Raw genomic sequence first — 13,782 nt, 5'->3', positions numbered from 1 at the left:
CGAACTTTTGCAAGGATGCTTTATGACAATCCCTTCCCGCTGGAAACGCGCGCTCGCGCTCGTCGCCCTGCTGGTGTTCACCGGCGCGCTGCTGTCGGTTATCGCGATTATCGCCGCGGACCGCACGGTCACGCACGCCGCCGACGGCAGGCTTTATGAAACGGTCGCGAACACGCCGGTGCGCAAGGTTGGGCTGGTATTGGGCGCCCGCCCCGATAACCGGTTTTTCAACCGCCGTATTGAAGCCGCCGCCGCGCTCTACCACGCCGGCAAAGTCTCCTGGCTGCTGGTAAGCGGCGATAACAGCCGTGACGATTACGACGAACCGACGGCAATGGCCAAAGCGCTGAACCGTCGCGGCGTGCCTGCCGCGGCGATTTACTGCGATTACGCCGGGTTTTCGACGCTCGATTCCGTGGTGCGCGCCCGCGAAGTGTTTCAGGAAAACCGCATCACGATTATCTCGCAGGCGTTTCATAACGAGCGCGCGGTTTACCTGGCGCAGCATTACGGCATCGACGCCATCGGGTTTAACGCCGAAGATCCGGCGTTCCGGCATACCCAGTACACGCTGCTGCGCGAGCGATTCGCCCGCGTGCGCGCGGTGCTGGATGCGCGTTGGCTTCGACGCGAGCCGCATTTCCTCGGCCCGAAAGTGGCGATAGGCCCCAAAGACGCGCCGCGCGGGTGCAATATTTACGCCGCCACGCCGTAGCGTTCTGCGCTCGCGCGCACTGGTTTTGTCATTTTCGCGTGTTACTCTGAGAAGATATTCACTGCCGGAGAAGACACGCCTTTATGATACGTTTCGCCGTTGTTGGAACGAACTGGATCACCCGCCAGTTTGTCGATGCCGCCCACGAGACGGGCAAATTCACGCTGACCGCCGTCTACTCCCGAAGCCTCGAACAGGCCCAGGCGTTCGCGAGCGAATACCCGGTGGAGCATCTCTTCACCTCGCTGGAGGCGCTGGCGCAGAGCGACGCCATCGATGCGGTCTACCTCGCAAGCCCCAACGCGCTGCACTTTTCGCAGTCGTGTCTGTTTCTGAATCATAAAAAGCATGTGATTTGCGAAAAACCGCTGGCCTCTAACCTGCGGGAAGTGGAAGCCGCTATCGCCTGCGCGCGTGAAAACCAGGTGGTGCTGTTCGAGGCGTTTAAAACCGCCAGCCTGCCGAACTTTATCGCACTGCAACAGGCGCTGCCGAAAGTGGGCAAACTGCGCAAGGCGCTGTTTAACTACTGCCAGTACTCCTCGCGCTACCAGCGCTATCTCGACGGCGAAAACCCGAATACGTTTAACCCGGCATTTTCGAACGGCTCCATTATGGATATCGGTTTTTATACGCTCGCCTGCGCCGTCGCGCTGTGGGGCGAGCCGCATGATGTGCAAGCCACCGCGAGCCTGCTGGAGAGCGGCGTGGACGCCCACGGTACGGTACAGATGAACTACGGCGATTTCGGCGTCACGCTGCTGCACTCGAAAGTGAGCGACTCGACGCTGCCGAGCGAAATTCAGGGCGAGGCAGGCGCGCTGGTGATAGAAAAACTCTCCGAATGCCAGCGCATCACGTTTATTCCGCGCGGCGGCAAACCGCAGGAGCTGACCCTGCCGCAGCACATCAATACGATGCTGTATGAAGCAGAAACGTTCGCCCGCCTGGTGGAAACCAATGAAGTGAATCACCCCGGCATTGCGGTGAGTCGTACGACCGCCAGACTGCTGACGGAAATCCGCGCCCAGACCGGGGTGCGATTCCCGGCCGACGATATGAGCGCCCCGCTCCCGGCGTAAAGCTTTGTAAAAGCGCCCCGTTGAGACATTGACCGTATAAATGCTTTGCAATATTTTGTAACTTGCAAAGGGGAGTAACTTCATTGCCGACGGTCGTCATTACGGTGCCATGCATCCGGTCGTCGGGCAGCGAGCGTGTTATCAGCGCACCAGCAGCAATGCTTGTGACGCGCGGATAACGCGGCGGCTGTAAGTGAGACCTTGCCGGAAGGCGAGGTCTGTGCGGTGCTCTTAAGCAAAGCGGCTGACGTCTTCTGACGTTAGCCGTTTTTGTTTTTGAGGATTGAGCTTATGAATACTGTCGGCACTCCCTTGCTGTGGGGCGGTTTCGCCGTCGTCGTGGTGATTATGCTGGCTATCGACCTTCTGCTTCAGGGGCGTCGCGGCGCGCACGCGATGACCATGAAGCAGGCGGCCGCCTGGTCCATCGTCTGGGTTTCCCTTTCCCTGCTGTTTAACGCCGCGTTCTGGTGGTATCTCACCGGCACCGCCGGGCGTGAGGTGGCGGATACGCAGGCCCTCGCCTTCCTGACCGGTTATCTCATCGAAAAAGCCCTCGCGGTGGATAACGTCTTCGTCTGGCTGATGCTGTTCAGTTACTTCGCCGTGCCGCCTGCCTTGCAGCGCCGGGTGCTGATTTACGGCGTGCTGGGCGCTATCGTGCTGCGTACCATTATGATTTTCGCGGGCAGCTGGCTTATCACGCAGTTTGAATGGCTGCTCTACGTCTTCGGCGCGTTCCTGCTCTTTACCGGCGTGAAGATGGCGCTCGCAAAAGAAGATGAAGGCGGAATTGGCGATAAGCCGCTGGTGCGCTGGCTGCGCGGGCATCTGCGTATGACGGACAGCATAGAGAGCGAGCACTTTTTCGTGCGCAAAAACGGTCTGCTGTATGCCACGCCGCTGCTGCTGGTGCTGATCATGGTGGAGCTGAGCGACGTGATTTTCGCGGTGGACAGCATCCCGGCTATCTTTGCCGTCACGACCGACCCGTTCATCGTGCTGACCTCCAACCTGTTCGCGATCCTCGGCCTGCGCGCCATGTACTTCCTGCTGGCGGGCGTGGCGGAGCGCTTCTCGATGCTGAAATATGGTCTGTCGGTGATTCTGGTGTTTATCGGCATCAAGATGCTGATTGTCGACTTCTACCATATCCCGATCGCAATTTCGCTTAGCGTGGTGGGCGGCATTCTGGTTGCGACGCTGCTGATTAACGCCTGGGTGAACCATCGCAACGACCGGAAAAAGCGGGCGGAGTAACCGACTGCGCTAACGCTAACAACGCCGTCCGTGATGACACGGGCGGCGTTTTTTTATTGATGATCAGCTGCCCGCGCGTTTGCAACGTGCCCCATCATGGAATTGTTGATTTTGTCACAATACCGTTAATAGATAGTTAAAAAACGGGAGCGCTTCAGAAAATCCAGCACTATCCCCTTCCTCCGGGCCGACAAATCCCTATACTCGTCCGTGCAAACTTTTGTTACATCCTGAATAAACGTGGCACAAGAACACGACGCGGGATGCAACCACATCACTTCTGAAGGAAATACGTATGACTACGCAATCTCAGGGCGGCGGTCTGCTGCGCCGCCTGGCACAGGGCAGCCTGGTAAAACAGATCCTCGTGGGCCTGGTGCTCGGTATTCTGCTCGCTTGGGTATCCAAACCCGCCGCCATCGCCGTCGGGTTGCTCGGCACGCTGTTCGTCGGCGCGCTGAAAGCCGTGGCGCCGGTGCTGGTGCTGATGCTAGTGATGGCGTCCATCGCCAACCATAAGCACGGGCAGAAAACCAATATTCGCCCCATTCTCTGGCTCTATCTGCTGGGCACGTTCTCGGCGGCGCTGACCGCCGTGCTGTTCAGTTTCCTCTTCCCCTCAACGCTGCATCTGGTGGCGGGCGCAACGGAAATCACCCCGCCGACGGGCATCGTCGGCGTGCTGCGTGACCTGCTGCTCAGCATGGTGGCGAACCCGGTGGACGCGCTGCTGAAAGGCAATTACATCGGCATCCTGGTCTGGGCGGTGGGTCTCGGCTTCGCGTTGCGCCATGGCAATGAGACGACCAAAAACCTGGTCAACGACATGTCCGATGCGGTCACCTTTATGGTGAAGCTGGTGATCCGCTTCGCCCCCATCGGGATTTTCGGCCTGGTCGCGTCCACGCTTGCCACCACCGGTTTCGATACCCTGTGGGGCTACGCGCGACTGCTGGTGGTGCTGGTGGGCTGTATGTTGCTGGTAGCGCTGGTGATAAACCCGCTGATCGTTTACGCGAAAATTCGTCGCAACCCGTATCCGCTGGTGTTTGCCTGCCTGCGTGAGAGCGGCGTGACGGCGTTCTTCACCCGCAGCTCGGCGGCGAATATTCCGGTCAATATGGCGCTGTGTGAGAAGCTCAACCTGGATCGCGACACGTACTCCGTGTCGATCCCGCTTGGCGCGACGATCAACATGGCCGGCGCGGCGATCACCATTACGGTGTTAACGCTCGCGGCGGTGCATACGATCGGGATTGCGGTCGATGTGCCGACTGCGCTGCTGCTGAGCGTCGTGGCGTCGCTGTGCGCCTGCGGCGCGTCGGGCGTGGCGGGCGGTTCGCTGCTGCTTATCCCGCTGGCGTGCAATATGTTCGGCATCCCGAACGACGTCGCCATGCAGGTCGTGGCGGTGGGCTTTATCATCGGCGTATTGCAGGATTCCTGCGAAACCGCGCTGAACTCCTCAACTGACGTGCTCTTCACCGCGGCCGCGTGCCAGGCGGAAGACGCGCGTCTTGCCAGCAACGCGCTGCGTAGCTGACGCCTCGCCGGCGGTCTGCGGGCCGCCGGTGTTTTACCCTTTCTCCGCCACCTCTTTTTCGACCTTAAACGGATCGATGCCGCGCTTTTGCATCCGCCAGAAACGAAGGATGTTCAGGCCGTTGATAATAAGAAAACTTCCTTCAATCAGCGTGCCGCCGATAGAGCCAATCCAGAAATTATGCGTGACCCAGCAGGCGGTGGAGCACCACATCACGCAGCGCGTGGTGAGCCCGGTGCAGCGAAACAGCGCCCAGGTGCTGGCGACGGTGCCGATAATCGGCAGCAGCTCGATAACGTGATGAAGCTTCACGAGTCCAAGCGTCAGCGTGAGGACGATAAACAGCGTCATGATCCACAGGCTGCGGGTGCGCAGTGAAATCACGGTGCGCAGCGCGTTGAGCTCCGCGCTCATCCCGGCAGGCGTCGCGCCCATCAGAAAGAAGTGGCCGCCGATAACGGCACTGTAGAGCGCCAGTTGCAGCTTGAAGCGCCGCTCGTCGCGGTTGAAAAAGGTGGTGATGCCGATAAGAAAGGCGATGACCCCAACGCCCTGGGCGAGCCAATACGCGGTCATAAAGCGCTCCTCTCAAAAAGAAACGGCGCTTCATAAATGAAACGCCGTCTGATGATGACGTCGTGCGGATCTAGAGCGTCACGCCGCTTTTAAAAATGGCCAGTTCGCGGAAGTCGTTTTTCTCGTTGCAGGTCGGCTTGCCGGAGGCAATCTCCACAATGCTGTCGACAAATTTCTCCAGTAGTTGCGGCATGGCCGTGCCGTGCAGCAGTTGGCCTGCGTCGAAGTCTATCCAGTGCGGTTTCTTCGCCGCCAGTTCACTGTTGGTGGCGATTTTCACCGTCGGTACGAAACCGCCGTAAGGCGTACCACGTCCGGTGCTGAATAGCACCATATGGCAGCCCGCGCCCGCCAGCGCGCTGGTAGCGACGGCGTCGTTGCCCGGCGCGCTCAGCAGATTAAGCCCTGGCGTATGCAGGCGCTCGCCGTAGCGCAGCACATCCACTACCTGACTTGCCCCGGCTTTCTGAGTGCAGCCGAGCGATTTCTCTTCAAGCGTGGTGATGCCGCCCGCCTTGTTGCCCGGCGACGGGTTTTCGTAAATCGGCTGATTATGCGCGATAAAGTACTGTTTGAAGTCGTTCACCATGGTGACCGTTTTTTCAAACGTCGCTTCGTCGCGGCAGTGGCTCATCAGAATACGCTCCGCGCCGAACATCTCCGGCACTTCGGTCAGCACCGTGGTGCCGCCGTTGGCGATCACGTAGTCGGAGAAACGGCCGAGCATCGGGTTGGCGGTGATGCCGGACAGACCGTCCGAGCCGCCGCACTCCAGCCCAAATTTCAGCTCGCTGAGTTTGCCCGGCTCGCGCCGGTCGTGACGCATCGCCTCATACAGCGCGTGGAGATGCTCAAGGCCCGCCTCCACTTCATCATCCTGGTGCTGGCAAACCATAAAATGCACGCGCGCCGGGTCGAAATCGCCGAGCGTCTCGCGAAACGCGTCCACCTGGTTGTTTTCACAGCCGAGACCGATTACCAGCACCGCCCCGGCGTTCGGGTGACGCGCCATGTTTTGCAGCATGGTGCGGGTATTGATGTGGTCATCGCCGAGCTGCGAACAGCCGTAGGTATGGCTGAAGAGAAACACGCCGTCGATATCTTCGGCGTCCTGCGTCTCTTTCAGAAACCGGTTCTGGATCTGCCGCGCGATGCCGTTGACGCAGCCCACGGTCGGCAGGATCCAGAGTTCGTTGCGAATACCGACCTCGCCGCTGGCGCGGCGGTAGATCTGTACCTCGCGATCGCCCATCTGCTGGCTGGTATGGGGCGCTTCGGGTTGATAGCTGTACTCATCCAGATCGCTGAGATTGGTGCGGGCGTTATGGGAGTGAATATGTTCGCCCGGCGCGATATCCGCCAGCGCATGGCCTATCGGCAGGCCATATTTAATGACGTTCTCTCCCTGTGCGATAGGCAGCAGCGCGAACTTATGCCCGCGCGTCACCGGTTGCAGCAGCATGACGGAGTGCCCGTCGATAACGATAACTGTGCCTTCGGCCAGATCCGCTAGCGCTACCGCAACGTTATCCTGCGAATGGATCCTGATGTATTGCATATCAACCTCAAAGGGCCTTAGTTGAGTTCAATGGCGAAGTAGTCGCGGGCGTTGTTAAAGCAGATGTTTTTCACCATCTCGCCTAACAGGTCGATATCCGCTGGCGCTTCGCCGGCTTCCACCCAACGGCCAATCATCTGGCACAGAATGCGGCGGAAGTATTCATGACGGGTGTAAGACAGGAAGCTGCGGCTGTCCGTCAGCATGCCGACAAAGCGGCTCAGCAGGCCGAGCTGCGCGAGCTGGGTCATCTGACGCTCCATGCCGTCTTTCTGATCGTTAAACCACCAGCCGGAGCCGAACTGCATCTTGCCTGGCATCCCCTCGCCCTGGAAGTTGCCGATCATCGTGCCGAGCACTTCGTTATCGCGCGGGTTCAGGCAGTAGAGAATGGTTTTCGGCAGCAGGTTGTCTTCGTTCTGTTTGCTCAGCAGTTTCGACAGCTCTTCCGCCAGCGGGCGGTCGTTGATGGAGTCAAAACCGACATCCGGCCCCAGCAGCTTGAACTGGCGCTGGTTGTTATTGCGCAGCGCGCCGATGTGGTATTGCTGCACCCACCCGCGACGGGCGTATTCCGCGCCCAGCCAGACCAGCACGGCGGTTTTGAACTGCGCCACTTCATGCTCGCTTAAGCTCTCGCCCGCCAGACGGCGCGCCAGAATGCGGTCGAGTTCGCTTTCGCTCGCCTCGGCAAACAGCACCACGTCCAGCGCGTGATCCGACACTTTACAGCCGTGAGCGGCGAAGTGGTCGAGGCGCTTCGTCAGCGCGGTTTGCAGATCGGTAAAGCGGCGAATGTCGGTGTCGGAAACTTCGGCGAGTTTCGCCATGTAGTCGTTAAATGTCGCCTGCTCGATGTTGAACGCTTTGTCCGGGCGCCAGCTCGGCAGCACTTTAACGCTGAAGCTGCTGTCTTTCGCGACGGTCGCGTGATGTTCGAGTGAATCCACCGGATCGTCGGTGGTGCCGACCATTTTCACATTCATCTGCTGCATGATGCCGCGGGCGCTGAAGCTGTCCTGCGCCAGCAGATCGTTGCACTGGTTCCAGATCTCATCAGCAGTTTTTGGCGACAGCACTTTTCCGGTAATGCCAAACGGACGGCGCAGTTCCAGATGGGTCCAGTGGTACAGCGGGTTGCCGATGGTGTGCGGCACGGTGGCGGCCCAGGCGTCGAACTTCTCGCGGTCGCTCGCATCGCCGGTACACAGGCGCTCCGGCACGCCGTTGGTGCGCATGGCGCGCCATTTGTAGTGGTCGCCTTTCAGCCAGATGTCATACAGGTTTTTAAAGCGGTAATTTTCGGCAATCTGCTGCGGGGGAAGATGGCAGTGATAGTCGAAAATCGGCTGGTCTTTGGCGTAGTCGTGGTAAAGACGGCGGGCAAATTCGGTGTCGAGCAGGAAATCTTCGGTCATGAACGGGGTCATTTTATGCTTCCTCTGAGCCAGTAATTCAGATGCGTTAGCATGATGCTGACAAAGTTATCACACCAATTTCCAGTGACCGAAGCTATTTTCGTGAGTCAGATCAATAAAAGCACACAAATAAAGTACCCTTTCCGGAGTAAACACCGCGCCAGCCCGCGCCACGTCTGGCTTCGCGTCGCACCTGACGTAACCTTACAAAGAAAGATGCTTTTGTGATGGCTCTCAACTTTTAAAGCTGTATGACAAGTTATCGTTCTGCCGTCGCAACTTATAAACCCACGGAATGTTTTAAGGGATGAATATTCATCCCATTAGCCGGAACGGACGCCGGATTATCCCATGAACACTGAATGGCAAGGCGTGGGCGGCACCGATAACACCTCCGGCGCGCCTCCCGTTACTGAATGAGTACCGCGCAAGCCTGGCAACCCGCCGGCCTGCGGGGCGAACGATTAAACGATGAGGTTTCCAATGCGTAAAATTAAAGGGTTACGATGGTACATGATTGCACTGGTGACGCTGGGCACCGTGCTGGGTTACCTGACCCGTAACACCGTGGCGGCTGCAGCGCCCACTCTGATGGAAGAGCTGCATATCTCCACGCAACAATACTCTTATATTATCGCGGCCTATTCCGCAGCATATACCGTGATGCAGCCGGTGGCAGGCTACGTGCTGGATATCCTCGGCACGAAAATCGGCTACGCCTTCTTCGCCGTCACCTGGGCTATCTTCTGCGGCGCGACCGCGCTCGCAGGTAGCTGGGGCGGTCTGGCGCTGGCGCGCGGCGCTGTAGGTGCGGCGGAAGCGGCGATGATCCCGGCGGGCCTGAAAGCGAGCTCTGAGTGGTTCCCGGCGAAAGAGCGCTCCATCGCGGTGGGCTATTTCAACGTCGGCTCGTCTATCGGCGCCATGATCGCGCCGCCGCTGGTGGTGTGGGCTATCGTGATGCACAGCTGGGAGATGGCGTTTATTATCTCCGGCGTCCTGAGCTTCGCCTGGGCGATGGCCTGGCTTGTGTTTTACAAACACCCGCGCGACCAGAAAAAACTGACCAGCGAAGAACGTGACTACATCATTGGCGGTCAGGAAGCGCAGCATCAGACCAACAACGCGAAGAAAATGTCGCCGTGGCAGATTGTCCGCACCCGTCAGTTCTGGGGCATCGCGCTGCCGCGTTTCCTGGCAGAACCGGCGTGGGGAACGTTCAACGCCTGGATCCCGCTGTTCATGTTTAAAGTGTACGGCTTTAACCTGAAAGAAATCGCCATGTTCGCCTGGATGCCGATGCTGTTCGCGGATCTCGGCTGTATCGTCGGCGGCTATTTGCCTCCGCTGTTCCAGCGCTGGTTTGGCGTGAACCTGATTGTCTCCCGTAAAATGGTCGTCACCATGGGCGCGGTGCTGATGATTGGCCCAGGCATGATTGGCCTGTTCACCAGCCCCTATGTCGCGATTGGCCTGCTGTGTATCGGTGGCTTCGCGCACCAGTCGCTCTCCGGCGCGCTGATTACGCTCTCTTCCGACGTATTTGGCCGTAACGAAGTCGCGACGGCCAACGGCCTGACCGGCATGGCGGCCTGGACCGCGAGCACCCTGTTCGCCCTGGTGGTCGGTGCGCTTGCCGATACCATCGGCTTCAGCCCGCTGTTCGCGGTACTTGCCGTGTTCGACCTGATGGGCGCACTGGTTATCTGGACCGTGCTGAAAAACAAACCCGCCAGCGAACTTGAGCAAGAGGCGCGAAGTGGCGCCCCCGTCACACAACACTGATCCATCTACCGGAAAGCCGCCTGCGGGCGGCTTTTTCACAGGCGTCGAGTGGAGGGCTCACCCGAAAAGTGGTATAACAAATCTAAGCAGTATCGTGTTCACTGGAGTCGTACATGGAAATCGCAGAACCGCGTCGTCTGTATCAACAACTGGCCGCCGAGCTTAAGCAACGCATCGAAGACGGCGTGTATCAGGTCGGTGAAAAACTGCCTGCCGAGCGCTTCATCGCCGACGAGAAAAACGTCAGCCGCACCGTCGTGCGCGAAGCCATCATTATGCTGGAGGTGGAAGGCTACGTTGAGGTGCGTAAAGGTTCGGGTATTCATGTAATTGCCAACCAGGCGAAACACCATACGCCCGCCCCTGAGCAGGCGTTTGAATTCGCAAGCTATGGTCCGTTTGAACTGCTGCAGGCCCGTCAGCTTATCGAGAGCAATATCGCCGAGTTCGCCGCCACCCAGGTCACCAAGCAGGACATCCGTAAGCTGATGGAAATCCAGGAGAAAGCGCGCAACGAGAAATTCTTCCGCGACTCCGAATGGGATTTACAGTTTCACGTGCAGGTGGCGCTCGCCACGCAGAACAGCGCGCTCGCCGCGATTGTCGAAAAAATGTGGACTCAGCGCGTTCATAACCCGTACTGGAAAAAACTGCACGAACATATCGATTTGCGCACCGTCGATAACTGGTGCGACGACCACGACAACATCCTTAAAGCGTTGATTCGTAAAGACCCGCACGGCGCAAAGCTTGCCATGTGGCAGCATCTGGAGAATACCAAGCAGATGCTCTTTAACGAAACCAGCGACGACTTTGAATTCAATGCCGACCGCTACCTTTTTGCCGAAAATCCGGTGGTTCATCTCGACGCGGCGGCAAACAGCGAAAAGTAATCCCTTCTTATCGCGAGGGTAAGCAAACCATATATAGTGTCAGCGTGTGTAAATACCCTCGCCAGCGTTACTCCTGAAAAGCAAAATCATTCCTCAACAAAGCATGATTTCTGTGACGCATCAGGCAGAGCTTTGTTACAATTAGACGCATTTCCTGGTGAAAGTCAGCGCTTGCTTACTTCACTCCTCGCACACGGAGCCGTGCGGACGCCAGGAATGCACAGAGCGCTGTTGACGTCCTTCATACCGCAGAAATGTCGCAATGCTATCTGTTCTACCCCATTGGCTTTAACCGATGTGCCAGGATCACTGAATGGAACTTTTGACACAATTACTCACCGCGCTCTGGAGCCAGGACTTCGAAACGCTGGCCAACCCTGGCATGATCGGCATGCTCTACTTTGTGCTGTTTATGATCCTGTTCCTGGAAAACGGCCTGCTGCCCGCCGCCTTCCTGCCGGGCGACAGCCTGCTGGTGCTGGTGGGCGTGCTTATCGCGAAAGGCGCGCTGGGCTATCCGCAAACCGTGCTGCTCTTAACCGCCGCCGCAAGCCTCGGCTGCTGGGTCAGTTACATTCAGGGGCGCTGGCTCGGCAATACGCGCATCGTCCAGAACTGGCTGTCGCATCTGCCTGCGCATTATCACCAGCGGGCGCATCATCTGTTTCATAAACACGGGCTTTCCGCGCTGCTGCTGGGCCGTTTTATCGCGTTTGTGCGCACGCTGCTGCCGACCATCGCCGGCCTCTCAGGTCTTAATAACGTCCGTTTCCAGTTCTTCAACTGGATGAGCGGCCTGCTGTGGGTCGTTATTCTCACCACGCTCGGCTACCTGCTCGGCAAAACGCCGGTGTTCCTGAAATATGAAGACGCCCTGATGTCCTGCCTGATGCTGCTGCCGGTGGTATTGCTGGTGATTGGCCTCATCGGCTCACTTGTTGTCTTATGGAAGAAAAAACATGGAAACCGGAGCTAAAGGATGGCGTTCAGACCCGCATTTTCCCGTCGTCTTACGCTGACGCTCGCGGCATTGACGCTGCTGGCGGCCGCCATGCTCAGCTGGGCTGCCCTGCAAAAGCATGAAACGACGCTTGAGATCCGCGCGGTCTCCCAGGGCGCGATGATCCCGGACGGCTTTTCCGTCTGGCATCATCTCGACGCCAACGGCATTCGTTTTAAAAGCATTACGCCGCAGGATGACATTCTGCTGATTAAGTTCGACTCCACCGATCAGAGCGAAGCGGCGCGCAAAGTGCTTTATCGCTCGCTGCCGCGCGGTTTTGTTATCGCCCAGCAGGAAGAAAAAAGCCTAACCCCCGCCTGGCTCTCCCGCCTGCGCCAGGACATTCAGCGCCTGGGATAACACTTCCAGGAATCTGAATCTTTTCACAGACTTTGGGGTTTGCGTCATTACTTACTATGCTTGAGTAAGCGCAACCCATTGTCTTGTCCGCGCTATTAACACCGGAATCGCGTCTGGCCCGCGTCTGACGCAACACAATGGAAGGTATGACCATGAATTACCGCACAGTACTGGCCTTAACCCTTTTTTCCTGGACCGCCGCGACGCTTGCCGCCTCCCCCTGCGATGAAAAAGCGCAGGAGATTGAAAAGGAGATCCGCTACGCGGAGCAGCACCAGAACCAGGGCCGCATCGACGGGCTGAAAAAAGCGTTAAGTCAGGTACGCGCCAACTGTCGCGACGGCGAGGTTGTCGCCGCGCATCGACAGAAAGTGGCGGAGAAAGAAGCGGAAGTGGCCGAGCGCCGCGCCGAATTGCATGAGGCAACGCAAAAAGGCGATGCCGATAAAATAGCCAAACGTCGCCACAAGCTCGCTGAAGCTGAGCGGGAGCTGAAGGCGCTGAAAGCTCAAGATTACTGAGCTTATGGATAACCCTCACATATCAGGAGAGCATTATGTCAAAAGAAAATTCCGATCACCTGCGCGCTGAGTTGAAATCGCTTGCCGATACGCTGGAAGAAGTGCTGACCGCCTCCGGGGATAAATCGAAGGAAGAGATGAGCAAACTGCGCAATAAGGCAGAGCGCGCGCTGAAAGATACTCGCTATCACTTAACCGAAACCGGTGACGTGATTGCGAGACAGACCCGCGAAGCCGCGGCGCGCGCGGAAGGTTACGTGCGTGAAAATCCGTGGACCGGCGTAGGTATTGGTGCGGCCATTGGTGTCGTGCTGGGCGTACTGCTGACGCGGCGTTGATTATGACGGATCCTCGTCACGCGCAAGGGCCGGGTAAAAGCGTTCTCGGCATCGGACAACGTATCGTCACCGTGCTTGTGGAGATGGTGGAAACCCGTTTACGGCTCGCCGTCGTGGAGCTTGAAGAGGAGAAGGCGAATCTCTTTCAGCTGCTGCTGATGACCGGCCTGACGATGCTGTTTGCCGCCTTTGGACTGATGAGTCTGATGGTGTTGCTCATCTGGGCCGTGGATCCGCAGTATCGCCTTAACGTCATGATAGGCACCACCGTCACGCTGTTAGTCCTGGCGCTGATTGGCGGTATCTGGACGCTTAAGAAATCGCGGCAGTCGACACTGTTGCGTCATACGCGACACGAGCTTGCTAACGACCGCCAGCTGCTGGAGGATGACAAGCCATGAGCATGAGCAAAGCCGAGCGTGAAAGGCGCAAAGCGTTGCTGCTCAGTCAAATCCAGCAGCAACGGCTGGATATGGCCGCCGGTCGTCGCGACTGGCTGGCTGTCACCGGCTCTTACGACCGCAGCTGGAATACGTTACTCAGCCTGCGTTCGTGGGCGGTGGTCGGCAGTAGCGTCATGGCCATCTGGACCGTTCGTAACCCGAATTTCCTGATGCGCTGGGGCAAACGCGGCTTCGCCGCCTGGAGCGCCTGGCGGTTGATTAAAACCACCATGAAACATCCGCTCCCCTGACCTGACGCCTCTCCCCGGAGAGGCGTTTTTTTACCC

15 protein-coding genes are annotated in these 13,782 nt (G+C 58.2%); 12 read left to right on the top strand and 3 right to left on the bottom strand.

The window, feature by feature from the left end:
* Nucleotides 1-22 precede the first annotated feature (22 nt).
* The 4 genes from AFK67_RS02525 (at nt 23) to sstT (ending at nt 4,600) form a co-directional block, all read left to right on the top strand.
* Nucleotides 23-715, top strand: coding sequence for a SanA/YdcF family protein (locus tag AFK67_RS02525; RefSeq protein ID WP_038884888.1), 693 nt, complete (start codon nt 23-25; stop codon nt 713-715).
* A gap of 83 nt (nt 716-798) precedes the next feature.
* Complete coding sequence (locus AFK67_RS02520; protein ID WP_007718376.1) at nt 799-1,797, top strand: Gfo/Idh/MocA family protein; 999 nt, start codon at nt 799-801, stop codon at nt 1,795-1,797.
* A 291-nt stretch (nt 1,798-2,088) separates the two neighbouring features.
* Nucleotides 2,089-3,057, top strand: a complete 969-nt coding sequence (locus tag AFK67_RS02515) for a TerC family protein (RefSeq protein ID WP_007718378.1) — start codon at nt 2,089-2,091, stop codon at nt 3,055-3,057.
* A 295-nt stretch (nt 3,058-3,352) separates the two neighbouring features.
* Nucleotides 3,353-4,600: a serine/threonine transporter SstT gene (gene sstT / locus AFK67_RS02510; protein WP_007718383.1), complete on the top strand. Its 1,248-nt coding sequence runs from the start codon at nt 3,353-3,355 to the stop codon at nt 4,598-4,600.
* A gap of 33 nt (nt 4,601-4,633) precedes the next feature.
* Here the strand turns inward: sstT and AFK67_RS02505 are convergent, their stop codons facing one another.
* The 3 genes from AFK67_RS02505 to uxaC all read right to left on the bottom strand — a co-directional run bounded on the left by AFK67_RS02505 (nt 4,634) and on the right by uxaC (nt 8,164).
* Nucleotides 4,634-5,176, bottom strand: a complete 543-nt coding sequence (locus AFK67_RS02505; RefSeq protein ID WP_007718385.1) for a YgjV family protein — start codon at nt 5,174-5,176, stop codon at nt 4,634-4,636.
* A gap of 70 nt (nt 5,177-5,246) precedes the next feature.
* Nucleotides 5,247-6,734 (bottom strand): UxaA family hydrolase, encoded by a 1,488-nt coding sequence (locus AFK67_RS02500; protein ID WP_038884890.1) that lies wholly within the window; start codon nt 6,732-6,734, stop codon nt 5,247-5,249.
* Between the two features lie 17 nt (nt 6,735-6,751).
* On the bottom strand, nt 6,752-8,164 hold the full coding sequence (gene uxaC, locus AFK67_RS02495) for a glucuronate isomerase (RefSeq protein ID WP_007718389.1): 1,413 nt from the start codon (nt 8,162-8,164) through the stop codon (nt 6,752-6,754).
* 471 nt (nt 8,165-8,635) lie between these two features.
* On the opposite strand from uxaC, the gene AFK67_RS02490 reads away from it, so the two are divergent.
* The 8 genes from AFK67_RS02490 (at nt 8,636) to AFK67_RS02455 (ending at nt 13,746) form a co-directional block, all read left to right on the top strand.
* Nucleotides 8,636-9,937: an MFS transporter gene (locus tag AFK67_RS02490; protein ID WP_007718390.1), complete on the top strand. Its 1,302-nt coding sequence runs from the start codon at nt 8,636-8,638 to the stop codon at nt 9,935-9,937.
* Nucleotides 9,938-10,050: 113 nt separating this feature from the next.
* A complete protein-coding gene (gene exuR / locus AFK67_RS02485) occupies nt 10,051-10,830 on the top strand; it encodes a transcriptional regulator ExuR (RefSeq protein WP_007718391.1) in 780 nt (259 codons plus the stop codon).
* 313 nt (nt 10,831-11,143) lie between these two features.
* Nucleotides 11,144-11,806 carry a DedA family general envelope maintenance protein YqjA gene (gene yqjA / locus AFK67_RS02480; RefSeq protein ID WP_038884892.1) on the top strand — a complete coding sequence of 221 codons (663 nt, stop codon included), beginning with the start codon at nt 11,144-11,146 and terminating at the stop codon, nt 11,804-11,806.
* A 3-nt stretch (nt 11,807-11,809) separates the two neighbouring features.
* Entirely contained in the window at nt 11,810-12,193 is a 384-nt protein-coding gene (mzrA, locus tag AFK67_RS02475; RefSeq protein ID WP_007718396.1) for an EnvZ/OmpR regulon moderator MzrA, read from the top strand.
* A 152-nt stretch (nt 12,194-12,345) separates the two neighbouring features.
* The gene (locus tag AFK67_RS02470) at nt 12,346-12,714 is read left to right on the top strand and encodes a DUF1090 domain-containing protein (protein ID WP_007753563.1); all 369 of its coding nucleotides are present in this window, start codon (nt 12,346-12,348) and stop codon (nt 12,712-12,714) included.
* A gap of 35 nt (nt 12,715-12,749) precedes the next feature.
* Complete coding sequence (locus AFK67_RS02465) at nt 12,750-13,052, top strand: ElaB/YgaM/YqjD family protein (RefSeq protein ID WP_007718400.1); 303 nt, start codon at nt 12,750-12,752, stop codon at nt 13,050-13,052.
* A gap of 2 nt (nt 13,053-13,054) precedes the next feature.
* On the top strand, nt 13,055-13,453 hold the full coding sequence (locus AFK67_RS02460; protein ID WP_007718403.1) for a phage holin family protein: 399 nt from the start codon (nt 13,055-13,057) through the stop codon (nt 13,451-13,453).
* Complete coding sequence (locus AFK67_RS02455) at nt 13,450-13,746, top strand: YqjK-like family protein (protein ID WP_007718406.1); 297 nt, start codon at nt 13,450-13,452, stop codon at nt 13,744-13,746. Before AFK67_RS02460 ends, AFK67_RS02455 begins: the two co-directional genes overlap by 4 nt.
* The last annotated feature ends 36 nt before the right edge of the window (nt 13,747-13,782 follow it).

The sequence above is a fragment of the Cronobacter dublinensis subsp. dublinensis LMG 23823 genome, assembly GCF_001277235.1.
Lineage (GTDB): Bacteria > Pseudomonadota > Gammaproteobacteria > Enterobacterales > Enterobacteriaceae > Cronobacter > Cronobacter dublinensis.
Note: the sequence above shows the minus strand (reverse complement) of the source record. Positions and strands in the feature narration are given on the sequence as shown.

Coding starts and splice junctions, on each gene's coding strand:
- AFK67_RS02490 (WP_007718390.1), top strand. CDS start 8,636: ATGCGTAAAATTAAAGGGTTACGATGGTACATGATTGCACTGGTGACG.
- AFK67_RS02525 (WP_038884888.1), top strand. CDS start 23: ATGACAATCCCTTCCCGCTGGAAACGCGCGCTCGCGCTCGTCGCCCTG.
- AFK67_RS02465 (WP_007718400.1), top strand. CDS start 12,750: ATGTCAAAAGAAAATTCCGATCACCTGCGCGCTGAGTTGAAATCGCTT.
- AFK67_RS02470 (WP_007753563.1), top strand. CDS start 12,346: ATGAATTACCGCACAGTACTGGCCTTAACCCTTTTTTCCTGGACCGCC.
- AFK67_RS02515 (WP_007718378.1), top strand. CDS start 2,089: ATGAATACTGTCGGCACTCCCTTGCTGTGGGGCGGTTTCGCCGTCGTC.
- sstT (WP_007718383.1), top strand. CDS start 3,353: ATGACTACGCAATCTCAGGGCGGCGGTCTGCTGCGCCGCCTGGCACAG.
- AFK67_RS02500 (WP_038884890.1), bottom strand. CDS start 6,734: ATGCAATACATCAGGATCCATTCGCAGGATAACGTTGCGGTAGCGCTA.
- yqjA (WP_038884892.1), top strand. CDS start 11,144: ATGGAACTTTTGACACAATTACTCACCGCGCTCTGGAGCCAGGACTTC.
- AFK67_RS02455 (WP_007718406.1), top strand. CDS start 13,450: ATGAGCATGAGCAAAGCCGAGCGTGAAAGGCGCAAAGCGTTGCTGCTC.
- AFK67_RS02520 (WP_007718376.1), top strand. CDS start 799: ATGATACGTTTCGCCGTTGTTGGAACGAACTGGATCACCCGCCAGTTT.
- AFK67_RS02505 (WP_007718385.1), bottom strand. CDS start 5,176: ATGACCGCGTATTGGCTCGCCCAGGGCGTTGGGGTCATCGCCTTTCTT.
- uxaC (WP_007718389.1), bottom strand. CDS start 8,164: ATGACCCCGTTCATGACCGAAGATTTCCTGCTCGACACCGAATTTGCC.
- exuR (WP_007718391.1), top strand. CDS start 10,051: ATGGAAATCGCAGAACCGCGTCGTCTGTATCAACAACTGGCCGCCGAG.
- mzrA (WP_007718396.1), top strand. CDS start 11,810: ATGGCGTTCAGACCCGCATTTTCCCGTCGTCTTACGCTGACGCTCGCG.
- AFK67_RS02460 (WP_007718403.1), top strand. CDS start 13,055: ATGACGGATCCTCGTCACGCGCAAGGGCCGGGTAAAAGCGTTCTCGGC.